General features: G+C 66.7%; 18 protein-coding genes, 1 tRNA gene and 1 other RNA gene. 10 read left to right on the forward strand and 10 right to left on the reverse strand.

What is annotated here, in order from left to right; translation table 11 throughout:
• The first annotated feature begins 22 nt into the window (after positions 1-22).
• Positions 23-868 (forward strand): inositol monophosphatase family protein, encoded by an 846-nt coding sequence (locus L1787_RS04825; RefSeq protein ID WP_235707404.1) that lies wholly within the window; start codon positions 23-25, stop codon positions 866-868.
• Between the two features lie 54 nt (positions 869-922).
• Here L1787_RS04825 and L1787_RS04830 read toward each other — a convergent pair whose 3' ends face one another.
• Positions 923-1,870, reverse strand: a complete 948-nt coding sequence (locus tag L1787_RS04830; protein WP_235707405.1) for a DMT family transporter — start codon at positions 1,868-1,870, stop codon at positions 923-925.
• Between the two features lie 148 nt (positions 1,871-2,018).
• Here L1787_RS04830 and L1787_RS04835 point away from each other — a divergent pair, with 148 nt between their 5' ends.
• Positions 2,019-2,762 carry an MBL fold metallo-hydrolase gene (locus tag L1787_RS04835; protein WP_235707406.1) on the forward strand — a complete coding sequence of 248 codons (744 nt, stop codon included), beginning with the start codon at positions 2,019-2,021 and terminating at the stop codon, positions 2,760-2,762.
• A 90-nt stretch (positions 2,763-2,852) separates the two neighbouring features.
• On the opposite strand, the gene L1787_RS04840 is transcribed toward L1787_RS04835, so the two are convergent.
• A complete protein-coding gene (locus L1787_RS04840; protein ID WP_235707407.1) occupies positions 2,853-3,674 on the reverse strand; it encodes a lytic murein transglycosylase in 822 nt (273 codons plus the stop codon).
• Positions 3,675-3,761: 87 nt separating this feature from the next.
• Between L1787_RS04840 and L1787_RS04845 the strand changes: the two genes are divergently transcribed.
• Positions 3,762-4,640 carry a PhzF family phenazine biosynthesis protein gene (locus L1787_RS04845; RefSeq protein WP_235707408.1) on the forward strand — a complete coding sequence of 293 codons (879 nt, stop codon included), beginning with the start codon at positions 3,762-3,764 and terminating at the stop codon, positions 4,638-4,640.
• Positions 4,641-4,664: 24 nt separating this feature from the next.
• On the opposite strand, the gene L1787_RS04850 is transcribed toward L1787_RS04845, so the two are convergent.
• The 7 genes from L1787_RS04850 to L1787_RS04880 all read right to left on the reverse strand — a co-directional run bounded on the left by L1787_RS04850 (position 4,665) and on the right by L1787_RS04880 (position 14,584).
• Positions 4,665-5,408, reverse strand: coding sequence for a GntR family transcriptional regulator (locus tag L1787_RS04850; RefSeq protein ID WP_235707409.1), 744 nt, complete (start codon positions 5,406-5,408; stop codon positions 4,665-4,667).
• 207 nt (positions 5,409-5,615) lie between these two features.
• Entirely contained in the window at positions 5,616-6,893 is a 1,278-nt protein-coding gene (locus L1787_RS04855) for a hypothetical protein (protein WP_235707410.1), read from the reverse strand.
• The gene (locus tag L1787_RS04860) at positions 6,890-7,645 is read right to left on the reverse strand and encodes an ABC transporter ATP-binding protein (protein ID WP_235707411.1); all 756 of its coding nucleotides are present in this window, start codon (positions 7,643-7,645) and stop codon (positions 6,890-6,892) included. Before L1787_RS04860 ends, L1787_RS04855 begins: the two co-directional genes overlap by 4 nt.
• Positions 7,638-8,714, reverse strand: a complete 1,077-nt coding sequence (locus L1787_RS04865; RefSeq protein ID WP_235707412.1) for a FecCD family ABC transporter permease — start codon at positions 8,712-8,714, stop codon at positions 7,638-7,640. Before L1787_RS04865 ends, L1787_RS04860 begins: the two co-directional genes overlap by 8 nt.
• A complete protein-coding gene (locus tag L1787_RS04870; RefSeq protein WP_235707413.1) occupies positions 8,695-9,750 on the reverse strand; it encodes an ABC transporter substrate-binding protein in 1,056 nt (351 codons plus the stop codon). The genes L1787_RS04865 and L1787_RS04870 overlap by 20 nt, the downstream gene beginning before the upstream one ends.
• A gap of 490 nt (positions 9,751-10,240) precedes the next feature.
• On the reverse strand, positions 10,241-13,378 hold the full coding sequence (locus tag L1787_RS04875; protein WP_235707414.1) for an efflux RND transporter permease subunit: 3,138 nt from the start codon (positions 13,376-13,378) through the stop codon (positions 10,241-10,243).
• 6 nt (positions 13,379-13,384) lie between these two features.
• Positions 13,385-14,584 (reverse strand): efflux RND transporter periplasmic adaptor subunit, encoded by a 1,200-nt coding sequence (locus L1787_RS04880; RefSeq protein WP_235707415.1) that lies wholly within the window; start codon positions 14,582-14,584, stop codon positions 13,385-13,387.
• A 99-nt stretch (positions 14,585-14,683) separates the two neighbouring features.
• Between L1787_RS04880 and L1787_RS04885 the strand changes: the two genes are divergently transcribed.
• Entirely contained in the window at positions 14,684-15,304 is a 621-nt protein-coding gene (locus tag L1787_RS04885; RefSeq protein WP_235707416.1) for a TetR/AcrR family transcriptional regulator, read from the forward strand.
• Positions 15,305-15,353: 49 nt separating this feature from the next.
• Here L1787_RS04885 and L1787_RS04890 read toward each other — a convergent pair.
• A tRNA-Ile gene (locus L1787_RS04890) sits at positions 15,354-15,429 on the reverse strand.
• Positions 15,430-15,609: 180 nt separating this feature from the next.
• Between L1787_RS04890 and L1787_RS04895 the strand changes: the two genes are divergently transcribed.
• The 6 genes from L1787_RS04895 to L1787_RS04920 all read left to right on the forward strand — a co-directional run bounded on the left by L1787_RS04895 (position 15,610) and on the right by L1787_RS04920 (position 20,494).
• On the forward strand, positions 15,610-16,293 hold the full coding sequence (locus L1787_RS04895) for an SIMPL domain-containing protein (protein WP_235707417.1): 684 nt from the start codon (positions 15,610-15,612) through the stop codon (positions 16,291-16,293).
• A 92-nt stretch (positions 16,294-16,385) separates the two neighbouring features.
• Positions 16,386-17,000: a LysE family translocator gene (locus L1787_RS04900; protein WP_235707418.1), complete on the forward strand. Its 615-nt coding sequence runs from the start codon at positions 16,386-16,388 to the stop codon at positions 16,998-17,000.
• A gap of 84 nt (positions 17,001-17,084) precedes the next feature.
• A non-coding RNA gene (ssrS, locus tag L1787_RS04905) (6S RNA) lies at positions 17,085-17,241 on the forward strand.
• Between the two features lie 460 nt (positions 17,242-17,701).
• Positions 17,702-18,703, forward strand: coding sequence for a type I glyceraldehyde-3-phosphate dehydrogenase (gene gap / locus L1787_RS04910; protein ID WP_235707419.1), 1,002 nt, complete (start codon positions 17,702-17,704; stop codon positions 18,701-18,703).
• A 1-nt stretch (position 18,704) separates the two neighbouring features.
• Positions 18,705-19,292: a GNAT family N-acetyltransferase gene (locus L1787_RS04915; protein WP_235707420.1), complete on the forward strand. Its 588-nt coding sequence runs from the start codon at positions 18,705-18,707 to the stop codon at positions 19,290-19,292.
• On the forward strand, positions 19,289-20,494 hold the full coding sequence (locus L1787_RS04920; protein ID WP_235707421.1) for a phosphoglycerate kinase: 1,206 nt from the start codon (positions 19,289-19,291) through the stop codon (positions 20,492-20,494). The genes L1787_RS04915 and L1787_RS04920 overlap by 4 nt, the downstream gene beginning before the upstream one ends.
• Positions 20,495-20,538 lie beyond the last annotated feature (44 nt).

The following is a 20,538-nucleotide window of genomic DNA, read 5'->3' on the forward strand; positions in this document are numbered from 1 at the left end:
TCCTCCGTCGAAAGTGTCTCCCATGTCAGCCGATGCCGAACTGTCCGCCCGCCTCGAAATGGTGCGCGCCGTCATCATGGAGGCCGGCGCGCTCGCCGTCTCCTATTTCGCCGATCTTCATGCGCTCGAGGTCGAGGAGAAGATCAACGGGCAGGATGTCGTCTCGGTCGCCGACAAGGCGGTGGAGGATCTCATACTGGCGGAGGTTCGCCGGCGCTTTCCCGAGGACGGCTTTCTCGGCGAGGAAACCGGCCTCACCGAGGGTGGGTCGGGCTATCTCTGGGTGGTCGATCCGATCGACGGGACGAGCTGCTTCGTCCACGGCCGGCACGATTGGTGCGTGTCGATCGCCTTGGTGAAGCACGGGGAGCCGGTCGTCGGGATCATCTTCGCCCCGGTGACGGACGAGCTCTTCCTCGGCGTGAAGGGGCAGGGGGCGAGCCTCAACGGCGTCGCGATCAATGTCGACGGGCGAAGCGGCCTCCACCAAGGGCTCCTCGGGGTCGGCGCGAATTTCCGCATTCCGAAAGGGAGCATTCCGCGCTTCATCGACAATCTGATGGAAGCGGGCGGAATGTTCATCCGCAGCGGGTCCGGGGCGCTGATGCTCGTCGAAGTCGCGTGCGGGCGGATGATCGGCTACTACGAGCCGCACATCAACGCGTGGGACTGCCTCGCCGCGCTTCTCATCATCCGTGAGGCGGGCGGCTGGACGGCGGATTTCCCGTCGAAGGCGCCCGAGATCATGGACGGGGCGGAGGTGATCGCCGCCGCGCCGCAGGTGCGGGCCGCCCTCCTCGAGGTGATCGCAAAGACGAAGGCGGACCTCGCCTCCGACGGCGTCCCGCCCTCCAATGAGCGCGGGTGAAGCCGCAGAGCCTCTGAAATCCGGTCGGGTGCGGGGGCCTTAAAGGCCGCCGCCTCAGCGGCCTTTGGTGGAGAGAATCGGCCGGTTGAGTGCAAGTCGCCGTTCGCGCGCGAAGACGTAGACCCCCGAACCGAGAATGATCGCGGTGCCGAGCCATGTCATGGCGTCGGGGAACTCGTTGAAGACGAGATAGCCGAGCGTCGTCGCCCCGACGATCTCGAGATATTGGAACGGGGCGAGGATCGAGGCCGGCACGCGGCTGAAGGCCTGCGAGACCAACAGGAAGGTGAGGCCCGACAAAAGCCCCATCCCCCCGAGCGCGATCCACACGAAAGACGGAACGTCGAGGGTCGGCCCGTCCGAGGCGCCGCTCAATGTCAGGATCGCGAGACCCAGCGCGAGGAACAGCGTCGCGTTGATCGAGATCGCCGACTGGGTGGTGAGCGGGGGATATTTTCGCGAGGCGCGGCGGACGACGACCATCGTCATCGCGAAGGCGAGGGCCGCGGCGAGGGGCAGGAGCGCGTACCAGCCGAAGGTCGACCAGCCCGGCCGGATCACGATCACCGCGCCGACGAGGCCGACCGCGACCGCGCTCAACCGTCGCCAGCCTGTCCGCTCCCCGAGGAACAGGGCCGACAGGATCGTCAGAATAAGCGGCTCGACGAAGAAGATCGCGATCGCCGTCGCGATCGGCATCACCTGGAACGCCGTGACGAGGAAGAGGAGCGAAGCGCCGCTCGTCACCCCGCCGAGCAAAAGGAGAGGGTCGGTGAGGCCGCGCACCTTGCGTCGCATGATGGCGGCGAGCGCGAGCAGGCACACGCTCTGGACGAGATAGCGCCAGAACGCGATCTCGACCGGCGGGATGTGTTCGGTGAGGAGCTTCGACAGCGTGTCCCCGATCGGGACGAGCAGCATCGCCACGACCATGAGTGCGACGCCGACCGACGGGTCGTCCCCGTGCGCGGCGACCCGTGGGGTCTCGCTGATGGCAGCCACGATTGTTCCTCCCGTCCGGGTTCTTGTCGACGCCCTACCGCCTCCGGGCCGCGCATGTCAGGGTGATGCGGAGCCGGCGGCGATGGTCCCGTTCCGGCGAGGCCGCCTCGAGATGGGGCGTGTCGGGCCGTTCGCAAAGGGAGAGGCGATGGAGCGTGTCGATGCGGATCGCTGGTATCGCGTACAGCATGTGGGCGACGGCGTCACGCTGATCGACGAGCCGTTCATCAAAGCCTTCTATCGCTGCAATATCTGGCATGTGCGCGGCCGGGACCGCGATTTGCTCATCGATTCGGGCATGGGCGTCGTGAGCCTTCGCGCGCATGTGCCGCTCGTCACTGAAAAGCGCCTCACCGCGCTCGCGAGCCACACCCATTTCGACCATATCGGCTGTCATCACGAGTTTGCCGAGCGGATCGTCCATCCGGCCGAGGCGGATATTCTCGCCCATCCGACGCGGGCCGCGACGCTCGCCAATCCCTATGCGACCGACGCGATCTTCGAAGCGTTACCGCCCGCGCCCTATGCCTCGTCCGACTATGGCGTGACGAGCGCGGCGGCGACCGGTTTCGTCGCCGACGGTGATCTCGTCGATCTCGGCGATCGGCGGTTCGAGGTGATCCACACGCCCGGCCATTCTCCCGGCGGCGTCGCGCTCTGGGAGGCGGAGACCGGCATCCTTTTCTCCGGCGACATCGTCTATGACGGCCCGCTGGTGGAAGACACCTATCACGCGAACGCGGCCGATTATGTGGCGAGCATGGCGCGCTTGTTCGATATCCCGGCGCGGGTCGTCCATGGCGGCCACTTCCCGAGTTATGACGGGCGGCGCCACAAGGCGATCATCCGCGCCTGGCTCACCGAGAAAGGGGCGCTCGGCGCCAAGCCTTGAGGCAGAGCGGCCGGGGCAGAGAGGGCGCGGCAGGCGGGATGCGTCGGGTGGGACGAGGCCGGCGCATCGGTCCGGCCTCGGTCGCCGGATCTATTGGGCGAGCTCGTCGGCGAGGGCGGCGATCGTCCGCTGATAGACTTCCGCCCGATTCCACTTGCCGATGACCGCATAGTTCGCGGTGCCGGGACCCCACGGCGCGCCGGGACGCCAGCCATTGCGGCGGAACCAGTTCGCGGTGGAGGCGAGGGCGTCGGGCACCGAGCGGATGAGGTCGGCCTTGCCGTTGCCGTCAAAATCGACGGCGTAGTTCACATAACGCTCGGCGAGGAACTGCGTCTGGCCGATTTCGCCGGCCCAGGCCCCCTTCATCTCCGCCGGCGTCATGTCGCCCTTGTCGACGATGCGCAGCGCGGCGAGAAGCTCGCCCGTGAAGAAGTCGCTCCGCCGGCAATCATAAGCGAGCGTTGCGAGGGAGCGCATGATCGACAGGTCGCCCATGTCGCGCCCGAACCCGGTTTCGAGCGCCCATACGGCGACGACGAGCGCGCCCGGCACGCCATAACGATCCTCGATCCGGCCGATCAGGCCCGCATTGTCCCGCAGATAGGAGCGGCCGCGATTGATCATCCGCTGGTCGACGCGGCGGCGATAAAAATCCTCATACGACATGCGAAAGGATTTCTGGTTCCGGTCGAAGCCGATCACCCGGCTCGAATAGGTGACGCCGTCGAGTGAGCGGTTCACCGCGCTGGAGCTGATCCCCTGCGCCACGGCGCGAGCCTTGAAATCGGAGAGCCAGGCATCGAAGCCGGCCGCGCTGTTGCCGCACGAAGCGGCGTTCGCCGGGGCGACGCTCGTCGCCACGATGGCCGCGAGGGCGAGGGCCGCCGCGGTCCGTGTCCAAATCGTCATCGATCCTCCCATCGGCGTCGCGCACCGCGGCATTGTGGTCCGTTCGCCGCCCGGCTGTGCTAGAGGCGAGCGAGCGGAGGTGGAATTATGCCCTATCCCTATCAGATCCTCGACGTCTTTACCGAGGCGCCGCTTGCCGGCAATCCTCTCGCGGTCGTCTACGACGCGGACGGGCTCGATACGGAGCACATGTTTCGGATCGCGGCGGAATTCAATCTGTCGGAGACGATCTTCATCCGCGCCCCGGCCGACCCGGCGAACGACGTGTCGGCGCGCATCTTCACGCCGAAGGCCGAGCTTCCCTTCGCCGGGCATCCGACCGTCGGCGCCGCCGTGGCGCTCGCCCGGCGGGGCGTGGGGGCGGACGGTGCGATCGCGATGGAGGTGCCGGCCGGTCTCGTCCGCGCCCGCGTCGACGGAACGGACACGACACGCGCGGCGATCGACGCGCCATTGCTGCCGAAAGCGGGCGGGGTGAAGGTCGACCCGATGGCCGCCGCCGCCGCGCTCGGCCTTCATGCCGACGCGATCGGCTTCGACGATTACGCCCCGACCGGCGCCTTCAGCGGGCCGCGCTTTACGGTGGTGCCGGTGAAGGACGCGACGATCCTCGGCCGGATCGCACTGCATCACAGCCTCTGGCACACCGCTTTCGCGCAGGATTGGCGCGCCGTCTATGTGGTCGCACGGCGCGGCGATGCGGCGTTCCAGACGCGCATGTTCGCCCCCGAGATGGGCGTCGAGGAGGATCCGGCGACGGGATCGGCCGCCGTCGCGTTCGCGGCGGTGTTCGCCGAAGCGGAGCGGCCGGCCGACGGAGCCCACGCGATCACGATCACCCAGGGCATGGAGATGGGCCGCCCCTCCGAACTCTCGCTGCTGGTGGAGATCGAAGGCGGCAAGCCCGCGCGCGTCGAGCTGTCGGGCGCTGCGGTGGTGGTGGCGGAGGGGACGCTTCTTCTGTGAGAGGCGTCGGCGGCGGCGGACGCGTCAGCCGTGCTGAATGCGCATGTTGAGTGAGAAGCGGTCGCCCGCATAGCGGTGGTAGGTCACCATGAGCCGGCGGGCGCTGCGGTTATAATAGCTCCGCTTGATCCTGAGCCCGACGCTGCCTCGCGGCACGCCGAGCGCGCGGCAGGTGTCGAGGTCGAACTTCAGCGCGCCGACATCCTGCTCGATCACTTCGATACGCTCTCCGAACATCCGCTCGATCTCGAGATAGAGCGGACCGACGAGCCGGTCGCCGACCGCCTCGCCGACCGCGGCAAGCGGCTCGACGACATAGGTGTCGTTGAGGGCGGGTGGCACCGTGTCGTCGGCGCCGGCCGGAACGCGCTTGTAGCTGATATGGAGAAAGCGCTCGCCGGGATCGCATGGCAGGTCGCGGCTCAGGGCGACATCCGCCTCGACGATCCGCTTGTCGATCCCCACGAGATGCGTGACCTGGCCGTGGCTTTCGATGTCGGAGACGGAGCCCACGGTCAGCTTGAGCTGCCGGTTCGCCTCCTTCGCGCGAACGACGGTGCCGTGCCCCTGTCGCCGGGTGACGAGGCCGAGCGATTGGAGATAACGCAGCGATTCACGCAGCGTGAAGCGGCTGACGCCGAGCTGGGTGGCGAGTTCGCTCTCCGGCGGAAGGCGACTACCGACCGGATAGGTGCCGCTGCCGATATCCTGGATGAGTTGGTTGGCCACACTTTGATGCAGCCGCAGTTCCTTGTCCGATACCTGCATCGAGAACTCCGTAGCGGAATTTAGAATTGGACGAAGCTTCGAATTGGTGCAAGCGAAGCCTCGGCCGTTCCACGCCGCCGGGATCGGCTCCCGTGATAGCGCCGCCTCGCGCGTCGCGCGATCAAATGGCGTGGTCCGGACCCGGTTTCGACGCATCGATCACGGCCCGCGTTCCTCTCGATGGTGAGGATGTCGAGAGTGAGGCCGTCAGATGACGGTCTGCCCCATCATCAACGCCCGCAAGCCGAGGCAGATGTCGCGGACGAGCCGGTCCTTCGCCGGGCCATGGTCGGGATAGCGGATCAGATTGTCGCCATTGTGCATGAGGACGAACCCGCCGGTGCACGTCTCGGTCGGATATCGCCACAGCCAATCGGCGGGCTTCGGATCGTCCGCCGGGCCGACGTCGGTGAGCTGGATCGCGCCGCCGGGCATCGCGCTCCACCCGCGCGCATACTGGCCGACGACGCCTTGCCAAGCGTCGAAATCCTCCGGCATCCCGGCGAAGAACCCGGCGCGGTCGTCACGCACGCGCACCTTGAGGTTGGCGAACGGCCGCGCCGGGACGGCCTGGAACCGGGAGAGGAAGGGCAGGAACGGCGTGTGCGGCTCGCCGCAGATGATCATCGAACCGCCGCGGGCGAGATAGGCGAGGATGAGGTCGCGCTTCGCGGCGAGGGCGTACTCGTCATAATTGGAGGGCAGATAAAGGATGTCGGTCGCCTCGAGGACCGCCGCGTCGATGTCGAGATGCGGATGGGTGCGGATGGTGAAGCCCGCCTCCGCGAGACTCTCGGTGGTCGTCACCGGATCCCAATTGTCGAGCGTGTGAACGCATTGGAGATAGGTGACGCGGTTCGCGGCTGGGCGCGCGATCCCGAGCTCGCGATTGAGCCACGGATAAAAGCCCTGGAGGAAGCGCGTCGCCGACGGCATGAAGCGCTGCCCATTGTGGAGGTGCGGGTCGAGCGTTGCGACCATGAGCCTGCCGCCGCCGGGTATCGCGATATCGAGGAAAAGCGATCCCGTGCCGTCGCAAAGGGACAGGATCGGTACCGCTCCGGGAGGCGGAACATAGGCCCCGCCCCAGTGCCAGGTCATCGCGGGCAGCGGAATGTCCTCGCAGATCGGATGACGCGGCTCGTTCTGATGGATCTCGACGCTTCCGCCTTTCGTCCACCACAGCCAGTCCCGGATGAGGCTCGGCCGCCACTCGAGATCGACGACATCGATCCAATCGGCCTCGCCCTGGAAAAAGACGATGAGGAAGCCGCCGCCGCGGGCATAGTCGTTGAGCTGGCGGGCGTGCTCGGCGATGCGCACGCTGTCCATCGCGTCGGGCACGATGACGGCGGCATACTGCCGGAGGTCGCACCGCGGCAGGTCGCCGAGATAGATCAGGTCGTCGATGGAATGCGAGAAATCCTCGAAGCTGCGAAGCTGGGCGTTGTTGCCGCCATGAAGGAAGGCGATGCGCGGGCTCATCGCGCCGCCTCCGTGCCATCGCCATAAAGGGGCGCGTAGGTGAAGCGGTCGCTTCCAACGAAATCGGCGCGCCCGATCGGGACATCGTAGAGGCTGCTGAGATTGCCCGCGTTGAGGACGTCTTCCCGCGCGCCCCCGAGCGCGGGCCCGGCGGGGTACATCAACAGCACCTCGCTCGCGATCTCCACGGCGTGCTGCGGGGCGTGGGTGGTGAAGACGACCGTCAGGCCGTGCTCGCGGCTGAGGCGGGCCAGAAGGTCGATCACGATGCGCTGGTTCTTGTAGTCCAGCGCGGCGCACGGCTCGTCGAGGATGAGGACATCGCATTCCGAGGCGAGCGCTTGCGCGATCACGACGAGCTGACGTTGACCGCCGCTGAGGGTGTTGAAGGTCCGCTCCTCGAGATCGTCGATGCCCATCAGGCGGAAATAGCGGCGCACGATGGCGTAGTCGCGCTGGCGCGGCGCGCCGAACAGGCCGACATGGCGCGCCCGGCCCATCAAGGCGATGTCCATCGCGGAATAGGAAAAGGCGACGTCGTAGAGCTGCGGCACGTAGCCGGTCCGCCCGTCGACGCGGAGGCGGCCGATCTCCGGTTTCAGAACACCGGTCAGCGTCATCAGCAATGTCGTCTTCCCGACGCCGTTGGCGCCCAGCACGGCAAGGATCCCACCCCGCGGCACGGCGATGGTGCAGCGCTCGATGATCAACCGCCCGCCGCGACGGACGCCGAGATCCTCGACCTCAATCACCGCGCCACCCGCCATGCGAATGCAGCCGCCGCAGGATCACGGCGAACACCGGCACCCCGATCAGCGCGGTGATGATGCCGAGCGGAATTTCCGCCGTCGTCGCGGTGCGGGCGACATTGTCGACGAGGAGGAGATAAATCGCACCGATGAGACCCGCGACGGGCAGAACGCGGCCGTGATCGGCGCCGACGAACGCGCGGGCGACATGGGGCATCACGAGCCCCACCCAGCCGATGATGCCGCTCGTCGCGACGACACCGGCCGAGATGAAGGCGCTCGCCAAGAGGATCGTCCATCGGACCGTTGCGATCGGCGTCCCGAGCGCCTGGGCCCGTTCCTCGCCGAGGGACATGATGTTGATCTGGTAGCGCAGGAGATAGACGACCGCCGCCGAGGGGACGATCGCGACGGCGAGGAGGGCGACGTCGCCATAGTCGTTGGAGGCGATGCTTCCCATCAGCCAATAGGTGATCGCCGGCAATTTCTGGAACGGGTCGGCGAGCAATTTGGCGATCGAGATGGCCGCCGCGAAGAAGGCGGAGACCACGACGCCCGCCAGCACCAGCATCAGAAGCGAGGTCCGCCCGCCGACGGTGGCGAGATATTTGACCACCACGACGCTCGCGATGCCGAAACCGAAGGCGATCGCGAGGAGGCCGTAGCCGGAGATGCCGAGCAAAATCGCGAGCGTGCCGCCGAAGCCCGCCCCCGCGGTGACGCCGATGATCCCCGGATCGACCAGCGGATTGCGAAAGAGCCCCTGGAGCGCCGCCCCCGATATCGCGAGTCCGAAGCCAATGAGCACCGCGGCCAGGATGCGCGGGAGGCGCACCTGTTCGACGACCGTCGCGGCAATGGCGCTCGCCTGCGATTGGGCGCCTGGGACGACATGGCTCCAAAGGATCGAGAGCACCTCGCGCACCCCGACCTCGTAACGGCCGACCGTCACCGAATAGAGCATCGTCGCAAGGAGGAGGGCGAGGAGCAGCGGCGGCAGCAGAGCCGCACCGCCGAGGCGCTTGCGCGCCGCGGCGGCCGGCAGCGCGGCCTTATCGGAATGTGGCGCCATAACCATGGGAGTCGGCGTTCTGGTCCATATAAAGGACGTCGTTCATCTGCCCGTCCGTGAGGTCGATGCCGTAGATCGCGGCATAGGCGTCGTGAACCGTCCGGCGCAGATCGGGCACCCGGTCCGGGCCGTGCGCGACCGCCGCCAGCCATGGCGAGGACAGGAAGATCTCGGGCGCGTCCGGCGAGCCGGCGAAGGCGGGGATCTTGTAGACGCGCCTGTTCTTCGCCGCGTCGAGACCGGACAGGAGGGGATGCTCGTAGAACTGGGCCGGCGTGAGATCACGCGCATATGGCGGGATCAGGATCATGTCCGGGTTCCAGGCGAAGAGCTGCTCGAGATCGATGGTCTTCCACCATTGCCCGGTCTCGTCGGCGGCCGGATTGCTGACGCCGCTCAGGGACAGGTCCTGTGACCCGTTGGCGATGATGCGGATCTGGTCGCCGAGCTGGTCGACGGTGAGGGCCGAGACCTTGGCGCTATCCGGCATCGCCGCGAACGCCTCCGCCATCGCGGCCGACGAGGCGTCCTGAAGGTCGAGAATGGCCTTCGCACGGTCCTCCTTGCCGGTGAGGAGGCCGGTCAGCGTCACATAATCCCGGCGCTGCTCGGCGGTGCAGCAATCCCAGATGACGACATTGAGCCCGACGCGTTCCAGCGGCTCGGCGCCTTCGCTCGCCCACTGGATCACGGCGTCCGGCTCGAGCTCGAGGATCGCCTCGACGTTCGGCACGAAGCCCTCGATCGCGGCCGTCGCGGGGAGGTCACCGAGTTCGGGCAAAAGCGCGTCATAGAGGCCGGCGACGTAATCGCGCTTGAAGAAGCTCTGGTTGACGGCGGCGATCCGGTCGGCGGAGCCATCGACCGCCCGATAGAGGATCGGCCCCGACCGCACGATGGTGACGACCGACTTCGCCGGTTCGTCGAGCACGATCGTCTTGCCGCGATGGTCCTTGAATTCGATCTGAGCCTGGGCGCTTCCGGAGGCGAGAACGAGGCCGGCCGCGACGATCGCAACGCAGGGTGTTGGCTTCACGCTGAGGGGTCCTGTGATGGGATGGTGGAATTGAAATAAATATACTTCTAAAGTGCCGAATTTTTAGAAGTATTCGATAGTTGTTCCGCGATTTCGTGATCGGATACACAATATTGTCGCGTCCGGCAATCGGAGTCATCCGGCGGACATCATGGGCGCCGAGGGTCGGCCGAGACGGCTGCTTTAATCCGTCCGCGCCGTCGCGTCCGTTGAGAGCGCTCGAAGGGGGACGCGACGGACATGGCCGGGACGCGGCGCGCTGCGGCCTGTCCCGATCGCGGTGTACGGGGACGGGATCGGCGCCCCTATCGGCGCGCGCACGGGAGGAGGGCGTGCGCCGCGTGGTGCCGCGAATGCTTGATCTATACCGGAATTATACTGTTCGCGGAGGAGCGGCTGCGATCTCCGGACCGCGTGTTTTCGCCGGCCGCGAGGCGGCGCGGTGCGGGGCCGGGGCGACCCGTCGCGGGTGCCCCGGCCACGTCTCGCCTCAGGCCTTGGGCGTCTCGCCGGCGGACGCGGCGGCGGGCGCCGACCGCCGGCGCACGCGCTGCGTGATGTCGAGCACGGCGACATAGAAGACCGGCACCAGGAAGAGGCCGATCACGACCGAGGCCGTCATGCCGCCGAGAATGCCGATGCCGATCGATTGCTGGGCGTTCGCGCCCGCGCCGGTCGCGATGGCGAGCGGGAGAACGCCGAGCATGAACGAAATGGCCGTCATCAGAATCGGACGGAAGCGAAGCCGCGCGGCTTCGACAGCCGCCTCCTGCAACGACTTTCCGCCCTCCCGCAGCTCCTGCGCGAACTCGACGATCAGGATGGCGTTCCGCGCCGCGAGGCCGATGATCGTCAGGAGGCCGACCTTGAAGTAGACGTCGTTCGACTGGTCGAAGAGGATCGCCGCGGCAAGGGTGCCGAGAAGCCCGATCGGCACCGTCATCATCACCGCGAGCGGCACCGTCCAGCTCTCATAGAGCGCGGCGAGGGCGAGGAAGACGACGAGGGCGGACAGGGCGAACAGGAGAGGGGCCTGGTTGCCCGAAAGGCGTTCCTGATAGGAAATGCCGGTCCACGCCGTGACGAACCCGCCATCGAGATCGGCGACCATTTCCTCCATCGCGTCCATCGCCGCCCCGGAGGAAAGGCCCTGCGCCGCCGCGCCGCTCAGCGCCAGCGCGCGCGTTCCGCCATAATGCGCGAGGGATTGCGGTTCCTGCTCCCACACGCGGGACGAGAACGCCTCGAACGACACCATCTCATCGGACTGGTTGCGCGCGTACCAGCGCGCGACGTCCTCCGGCTGCGCGCGGGCGTCGGCCGCGCCCTGCACGATCACCGGACGCAGCTCGGTCCCGAGGGTGAAGTCGTTGACGTCGCGCCCGGAGAAGATGATCGACAGCATCGCGTTGATCTCGGGGATCGAGAGCCCGAAGGCCGCCGCCTTCTGCTGGTCGATGTCGAGGCGCAGCACCGATTCCGTCGGCGAGTCGTTGCCGCGCAGATTGATGACCCGGCCGTCTTCCTGCGCACGGGCGACGAGGGTGTCGGCCGCCGCGGCGAGGGCCTCCTGTCCTTGTCCGGCCTGGTCGACGAGATACATCGTGAAGCCTTCGGAGGTTCCGAGCCCGGAGATCGCCGGCGGCAGCAGGACAAAGACCTGCCCGCCGCGATTGTTCAGGAAGAAGTGCGTGTTGGCGCGGGTCACCAGCGAGGCGGCGTCGAGCCCGTCGCGGTCGGCATAGTCCTTGAGCCGCACGAAGAGCATCGCCTGGTTCTGGCCCGAGCCGGTGAAGCTGAAGCCGAGCGCCCCGAACACGGAATCGACCGTCGCGCTCTCCTCTTCGAGAAGATAGGCCTCGACCTGCTCGACGAGGGCCAGCGTCTGGTCGGTCGTCGACCCCTCCGGCGTCTCCACCATGACGAGGAGAACGCCCTGATCTTCCTGCGGCAGGAACGATCCCGGCACCCGGTCATAGAGCATGAACGCGGCGGCGGAGATCGCGACGAGGACCAGAAGGAGCCGCAAAGGCCGCCGGACGAGGCGGGAGACGGCGCCGCCATAGCCTTTGGTCGCGCCGTCGAGGCTTCGATTGAACCACCGCACCGGGGCGATGCCGCCGCCCGGCTTGCGCGCCTTCAAGATGGTGGCGCACATCGCCGGCGTCAGGATCATCGCAAAGCCGAGTGAGATGACCATGGCGGTGATGATCGTGATGGAAAATTGCCGGTAGATGACGCCGGTCGAGCCGCCCATGAAGGCCATCGGCGCGAACACAGCGCACAACACGAGCACGATCCCGACGAGCGCCGACCCGATCTCGGACATCGATTTCTCGGTCGCCTCCTTGGCGCCGAGCCCCTCTTCCTCCATCACGCGCTCGGCGTTTTCGACGACCACGATCGCATCGTCGACGAGCAGTCCGATCGACAGGACGAGGGCGAACATGGTGAGCGTGTTGATCGTGAGGCCGAAGATCGCCAGCACCCCGATCGTGCCGAGAAGGACGACGGGGATCGCGACCGTCGGAATGATCGTCGCCCGCCAGCTCTGCAGGAAGATGAAGATCACCAGGAAGACGAGAAGCACCGCCTCGGCGAGCGTCTTGTAGACCTGTTCGATCGAGGCGGCGACGAACGGCGCCGTATCGTACGGATAGACGATCTCGACCCCCGCCGGCAGGGACGATGCGAGCCCGTTCAGCCTGTCGCGGACCGCGGCGGATGTGTCGACGGCGTTCGCGCCGCTCGCGAGGTTGACGGCGAAGCCCGCCGCCGGCTGCCCGTTATAGCGCGAGTTCGAGCCATAGCTTTCCTGCCCGATCTCGATGTCGGCGACATCGCCGAGAAAGACGGTCGAGCCATCCTCGTCGACCCGCAGAAGGATCTGCTCGAACCCTTCGACCGTCGAGAGCTGCGATTGCGCCGACAGCGGCACCGTCAGGCGTTGCCCTTGCGGATAGGGCTGAGCGCCGAGGCTGCCGACGGTGACGTTGGTGTTCTGCTCGGAAACCGCCGACGTGACGTCCGTCGGCGTCACGCCGTATTGGACCATCCGCATCGGATCGAGCCAGATTCGCATCGCGTAGCCGGAGCCGAACACGTTGATCGAGCCGACGCCCGGCGTGCGCTGCACCGGATCCTCGATGATCTGAGCGACGAGGTCGCCGAGCTGTAGCGAGGAGAACGCGCCGTCGGAGGAGGTGAGGGCGCCGACGAGGAGGATCGAGCTCGTCGAGCGGGACACCGATACGCCGGTGCGTTGCACGAGGTCCGGGAGCTGCGGGGTGACGAGTTGCAGACGGTTCTGCACCTGCACCTGGGCGATATCGGCGTCGATGCTGTCGTCGAAGACGAGCGAGATGCTGGCCGAGCCCGGCGTCGAGTCCGAGGTGATGTAGAGGAGCCCGTCGAGGCCGGTCATGCCGTCCTCGACGATCGTCGTGACGGAGCTTTCGACGACCGCCGCCGAGGCGCCGGTATAGGTCGCGCCGATGCGCACGGTGGTCGGCGCGATCTGCGGATATTGCTCGATCGGCAACGTGTTCAGCCCGATGATGCCGCCGATCATCGTGATGATCGCGATGACCCAGGCGAACACCGGGCGATGGATGAAAAAATGCGCCATGCGACGTTACTCCGCCGCGCCGGTGTCGGAGGCGGGATCCGTGTCGGCAGCATCCGCTGGCGCGTCCGGCTCGACCGGGCGCGGAACGCCGTTCGCGTCGAACGCCACAGGAACCGTCCTCACGTCGGCGCCCGGCGCAAGGCCGGTCAGGCCGTCGACGACGAGAAGGTCGCCGTCCGCGAGCCCGTCCGTGACGATCCAATTGTTCTGATAGGTGCCCTGTTCGGTCAGGTCACGCCGCACGGCTTTGCCATCCTCCACCACGAAGGCGCTGAGTTGGCCGATACGGTCGCGGGTCGCGGCGGATTGCGAGACGAGGAAGGCTTTCGCCACGCCGACATTGATCCGGGCGCGCACGAACATGCCGGGCAGGAGCCGCCGGTCGGGGTTGTCGAACCGGAAACGCGTCGCGATCGAGCCGGTCGTGGTCGACACCTCGTAGCCCGGCGCGACCAATTCGCCCGTCGCCTGATATTCTCGTCCGGTCTCGAGGGTGAGGCTCGCGTGGATCTCGTCGGCGATCGTCAGCCGGCCGGCTTCGATGTCCTCGAGGACGGACAGGACGCCGACCGACGGGCCATAGACGTCGACGTTGATCGGATCGAGCTGCGTGACCGTCGCCATCATGTCGGTCTGGCTGGCGGTGACGAGGTCGCCGACGGAGACGTGGGCGACGCTCGCCATGCCGTCGATCGGGCTGGTGATGGTGGTCCAGGCGAGCTGGGCCTCGGCGAGGCGGAGGGCCGCGCCGGCGGCGAGTTCGCTCGCCTGTGCCTGTTCGAGCTCGGTGCGCGCCGTCTCGATCTGCGCCTCGCTCACCGAGGCGCTGCTGCGCAGTTGGTTGAGGCGGTTATAATTCGATTGCGCTGCGGCGACCGCGGCGCGCGCCGAATCGAGGTTCGCCTGCGCGTCGGTGAGGTTGGCCTCGTAGGTCGTCGGGTCGATGCGGAACATCGGATCGCCTTCGGACAAGGCGGTGCCCGGCTGGTACAGGATCTCGGTGACGAGGCCGCTCACTTGCGGCCGGATCGACGCCCGCGAGTTCGCCGACGCGCGCCCCGGAACGGTGACGATCCGCGGGACCTCGGTGAGGCGCATTTCGATGACGCCGACACTTTTCGGCGGCGTCTGCGCCAGTGCGACCGATGGCCCGGCGAGGAGCGCGCCCCAGCCGACGGCCACGCCGACATTGCGGAAGAAGGTCATGATCGAACTCCGAACACGGGTTGGTCCCTGGGCGCCGGACCGGAGGGACGGTCCTTTCATGGAATTGCATAGTGTGCAAGTTTTGCGCATTATGAAGAAATGACGCAGCCGACTCCCTCATCCTCTCTCAACGCGCGCCGGCGCCGCAGGACCGCACGCGATATTCAGAACGCGACGCTCGGCCTCGCGCTCGCCCACGGCTTCGGCCACGTCACGACCGGGATGATCGCCGATGCGGCGGGCGTCAGCCTGCGCACCTTCTTCAATTATTTTCCGAACAAGGAGGCGGCTCTGGCGGGTGAACCGTTGCGGTTCAAGAACTTCGATTTCTCCTGGTTCCGCGCCTCACGGCAGCCGCTCCTGCCGGATCTCGAGCGGCTGCTCGGCGAGATCGTCGCGGATGCCGGCATCGACCGCGAGCGGCTGTGCCGGATCGAGGAGCTGTGCAGGACGGACACGAACCTGCAGGCCGTCTTCGCGAATTCGCTTCAGGGCCTCGTCGACCAGTTGGCGGACCTTCTCGTGGCGCGGATGGGCGAGGACGCGCGGCAGACCGCCGAGCTCGTGGCCGCGCTGGTCGGGCGGGCGCTGGCCAACGCCTATCGGGCGAGTGTCCACGATGACGAGCCGACGAGCGATGTTGTCGTGCGACTGACGATCCGCCAGATCCATGCCGTCGGCGCGCTCTTGCACCCGGTGGACGGGGACGAGAGAGGCTGACCACAGGCTGGCGTTGGCCGGGCGGGTGGATCGATGTGCAACGGTTCGTTGGTAGGGGAGGAGGGATTCGAACCCCCATCTGAGCCGTTATGAGCGACTGGCATTGACCATTATGCTACTCCCCCGTTCTCGTCGGAACGTGCCGAGTGCGAAATTACCCTGATAAATCAAAGGCGCCGCGCCCGTCAGAAGCGACCGGCTCCGATCGATTGAGCTGCGGGCGCTACGATCTTACCTCTTGGCCTCCAACTCGCGGGCTGGCAAGCCCCAAACGTTCCGATCAGGAACGCCATAAGGAGACTGGTATGTTCAGAGTTGCTGCTGCCGCGCTGATCGTCGTCTTCGCCCTCACCCCGGCGAATGCGGACGAGATGCGCCAACTGACGGTGACGGGCGAAGGGACGGCCTCGGCCGCGCCGGACGTCGCGACGATCACCATCGGCGTCGAGACGGTGGCGCCGACCGCCGCCGAGGCCATGGCCAACAACAACACGGAAACGCAGGCCGTCCTCGACACGATCGGCGAGACCGGCATCGAAGCGCGCGACATTCAAACGTCCGACATCTCGGTGCAGCCGCGTTACACCGACCGCGCCTCGGCCGATGGCGGTAGCGAGGTTTCGGGCTACGCAGTCGTCAACCAGGTGAACGTGAAGGTCCGCGATCTCGACGGGCTCGGCGCGCTCCTCGACAAGGTGGTCGGATCGGGTGCGAACCGCATTTTCGGCATCAGCTTCGGCTTTGCCGACGACACCGACGTGACCGACGAGGCGCGCCGCGCGGCGGTCGAGGACGCCAAGCGCAAGGGGCAGCTCTTCGCCGAGGCGACCGGCGTCACGCTCGGCGACATCGCCGTCGTCACCGAAGGCGGCTTCGGCGGCGGTCCGCGTCCGTTCGCGGCGAACCGCATGGCCTCCTCCGTGCCGGTCGCGACCGGCGAGCAGTCGGTGTCGGCGACGGTCATGATCACCTGGACGATCGCCGACTAACACGGCCCGACGCCATCGCCGATTGACGGACGGCGGAAAGGGGGGCTCAGTCGCACCTGGTGCGCGATCCCCCCTTTCATCGAGTGGCCCTCATGTTCGACGCCTCCGTCATCCTCACCTTCTTCATCGCCTCGGCCGCGATCGTCGCCGTGCCGGGCCCCACGGTCAGCATGATCGTCGCCAATTCGCTGCGCACCGGCCCCGCGGCGGGATTGGCGAATGTCGCCGGCACGCAGGCCGGCCTCGCGACCATGATCCTCGTCGTCGCGCTCGGCCTCGACATGGTGGTGGCGGTGATGGGGGAGGCCTTCTTCGTCGTGAAGCTCGCCGGCGCGGCCTATCTCGTCTATCTCGGCATCAAGCTGTGGCGCGCGGGCGGCGTCGTCGCCCGCTCCAAGGGAACGGCGCGCTCCTCGCTCGGCTATGCGCTTCAAGGGTTCATCGTGATCTGGTCGAACCCCAAGGCGCTCCTTTTCTTCGGCGCCTTCATCCCCCAGTTCGTCGACCGTGCGAACGGCACCGCGCTGCAGGTCATCGTCTATGGCGGGATCTTCATGGTGGTGGCGACGCTGATCGACAGCCTCTATGCGCTGCTCGCCGGCAAGGCCGGCAGGCTCCTCACGCAAGGGCGGGTCAAGCTCGTCGAGCGTATCAGCGGGTCGCTCCTCGTCGCCGGCGGCGTAAGCCTCGCCTTCGTGCGGCGTTAGGCGCATCGATCGGGACAAAAATTCCGCGTGTGATTGCGATGGACGCCTTTTCGCGGGGGCATGTCGCGTCTATATTGGCTTCAGGCGTTGCTGTTCGGTTCGATAGGAGACTTGAATCCCCGGGGCCTTATCGATCCTTAAGGGAGCTGTCCCTGTTCCGGCCCGTGGGCTTGAGCAAACGGCGCCCACCTACTTTGTAGGTCCCGGGATCGAATCCTCCAACGGCCGAGGCGGCTTCGCCCACCTTCCCCATCTTTCGCCTCGTATAGTGTGCGGCCGCCCCGGCCGCCGCTCCGACCCGGCCTAGGCCGCTACAGGCGATCACCGCCAGCGCCAGCGCACTATCGCTCGCGCCATCCGGCGGCCATCCCTCACCAGACAACCGGAACGTTCGGCGGCATCGCCGCCCGTAAGCGGCCGTCCGATGGAGAGCCCGGCTGCGGCGAAATGGCATCGGAACGCCTCGTCGGCGTCGCAATTATAATTTCTTGTAGCGCGGCGGTTCTCGTTCCTCTCAATGCTCCCTCCAAGCGTACGCGATCCTGAACGTTCGGGCCTCACCGGTACGACGAGGGCCCGCGCGCCTTTCGTGCTTGGTGTCACCGGGGCGGCGGGTGCGAGGCTTTGGTGTTGAAAGAGGTGCTCTTGCTCTCAAGTGATACGGGGGGCTAAAGGCCTCGCAAGATTGATGGGAGGCCGGTATGGCGGTGAAGGTTGCAATCAACGGATTTGGGCGCATCGGTCGCAACGTGTTGCGCGCGATCGTCGAGGCGGGGCGCACCGATATCGAGGTCGTCGCGATCAACGATCTCGGTCCGGTCGAAACCAACGCCCACCTCTTGCGCTATGACAGCGTGCACGGCCGTTTCCCGGCCGAGGTCGGCGTCGACGGGGATAAGATCGTCATCAACGGCAAGTCGATCCGGGTGACGTCCGAGCGCGATCCCAAGGCGCTCCCCTGGAAAGACGTCGACATCGCGCTCGAGTGCACGGGCATCTTCACCGCGCGCGACAAGGCGGCGCTGCACCTCGAAAACGGCTCGAAGCGCGTCCTCGTCTCCGCGCCGGCCTCGGGCGCCGACAAGACGATCGTCTTCGGCGTCAACGACGACGTGCTGACGGCGGACGATCTCGTCGTCTCCAACGCCTCGTGCACCACGAACTGCCTCGCCCCGGTCGCCTATGTCCTCAACAAGGCGCTCGGCATCAAACGCGGCTTCATGACGACGATCCACTCCTATACCGGCGACCAGCCGACGCTCGACACGCTGCACAAGGATCTCTATCGCGCCCGCGCTGCGGCGATGAACATGATCCCGACCTCGACGGGCGCCGCCCGTGCCGTGGGTCTCGTGCTGCCGGAGCTGAACGGCAAGCTCGACGGCGTCTCGGTTCGCGTGCCGACCCCGAACGTGTCGGTGGTCGACTTCAAGTTCGAGGCCGCGCGCGCCACGTCGGTGGACGAGATCAACGCCGCGATCAAGGAAGCCGCCAAGGGCGAGCTGAAGGGCATTCTCGGCATCACCGACGATCCGCTCGTCTCGATGGACTTCAACCACGACGCCCATTCGAGCATCTTCGCGACCGACCAGACCAAGGTCCTCGACAACGATTTCTGCCGCGTGATGTCCTGGTATGACAACGAATGGGGCTTCTCCAACCGCATGGCGGACACCGCCGTCGCGATGGCGAAGTTCATCTGACGTGAGGGCCGACCTCTTTCCGCCCTTGAGGCTCGCGACCGAGGCCGACGGCCCCGCGCTCGCGGACCTCGTGAATTTTGCCGGAGAGGGGTTGCCGCTCTATCTCTGGCGACGGCTCGCCGCGCCTGGTGAAAACCCCTGGACGATCGGGGCTCACCGCCAGGCCCAGCGCGCCGCCGCCGGACAGACGGTCGTCGTCGACGAAGGATCGGGCGTTCTCGCCGCGATGACCGGCTATCCGATCGGCGAGGACCCCGTTCCGATCGGAGACGACATGCTTCCTGTCCTGCGCCCCTTGCAGGAACTCGAAAACAAGGTGCCGGGCACGTGGTATCTCAACGTGCTCGCCACCTATCCGCGGGCGCGTGGCCGCGGGTTCGGGGCACGCCTCATCCATTTCGCCGAGAGCCATGCCGCCGCGGCGGGCCATCATGGGGTGTCGATCGTCGTCGCCGACACGAATGTCGGTGCAAGACGGCTTTATGAGCGGCTCGGCTATCGCGAAATCGAACGCGCGCCCGTGATACAGGACGACTGGGAGACCGCGTCCACCGAATGGATCCTGCTAACAAAGGCGATAGCGTCGTGAGCACAATCAAGAGCCTCGATGATCTCGGAACGGCGAAGGGCAAGCGCGTCCTCGTGCGGGTCGATCTCAACGTTCCGATGGCCGACGGACGCGTCACCGACGCCTCGCGCCTCGAAGCGGTGAAGGACACGATCCTCGATCTGTCCGATCGCGGGGCGAAGGTGATTCTCCTGGCGCATTTCGGCCGGCCGAAAGGGGAGAAGAACCCCTCGATGTCGCTGGAGCCCGTCATTCCGGCGCTCGCGCGGGTGCTCGGGCGCAATGTCGCCTTCGCGCCCGATTGCATCGGCGAGGATGCCGCCAACGCGATCAAGGCGCTCGGTGATGGTGACGTGCTCGTCCTCGAGAACACCCGCTTTTATGCCGGCGAAGAGAAGAACGCGCCGGATTTCGCCGACGCGCTCGCCGCCAATGGCGACATCTACGTCAACGACGCCTTTTCCGCCGCCCACCGCGCCCACGCCTCCACCGAAGGGCTCGCCCATCGCCTGCCGGCCTATGCGGGCCGCTCGATGCAGGCCGAGCTCGAAGCCTTGCAGAAGGCGCTCGGCCATCCGAAACGTCCGGTGATGGCGATCGTCGGCGGGGCGAAGGTCTCGACGAAGATCGCGCTCCTTGAAAATCTCGTGACCAAGGTCGACGCGCTCGTCGTCGGCGGGGGGATGGCGAACACCTTCTTGCACGCGCTCGGCGTCGATGTCGGCCATTCGCTCCACGAGGCGGACCAGGCCGGGACGGCGCGCCGCATCATGGACGCGGCCGAACGCTCCGGCTGTGCGATCATGCTGCCGCGCGACGCCGAAATCGCCGAGAAGCTCGAGGCCGGCGTCGCAACGACGCACATCGGCGTCGACGAAGGCGTCGACCACGACAAGATGATCCTCGATATCGGCTCGCGCACCGTCGAACTCGTCAACGACGAGATGAACGGTGCGGCGACGCTCGTTTGGAACGGGCCGGTCGGCGCGTTCGAGTTTCCGCCGTTCGACAAAGGCACGGTCGCCCTCGCAAAACATGCGGCAAAGCGCACCCGCGAGGGCAAACTTCTTTCGGTCGCAGGGGGCGGTGACACGGTCGCCGCGCTCGCCCATGCCGGGGTCAGTGCCGATTTCAGCTATCTTTCGACCGCAGGTGGCGCCTTCCTCGAATGGATGGAAGGCAAGCCGCTGCCCGGTGTCGAAGCTTTGAAGGCTGAACATTGAGCGCTAGAACGTTCTTCCGTAGCAAAGCCTCTAAGGAGATCCTG

It is taken from the genome of Acuticoccus kalidii (genome assembly GCF_021556395.1).
In the GTDB taxonomy this organism is placed as follows: Bacteria; Pseudomonadota; Alphaproteobacteria; order Rhizobiales; family Amorphaceae; genus Acuticoccus; species Acuticoccus kalidii.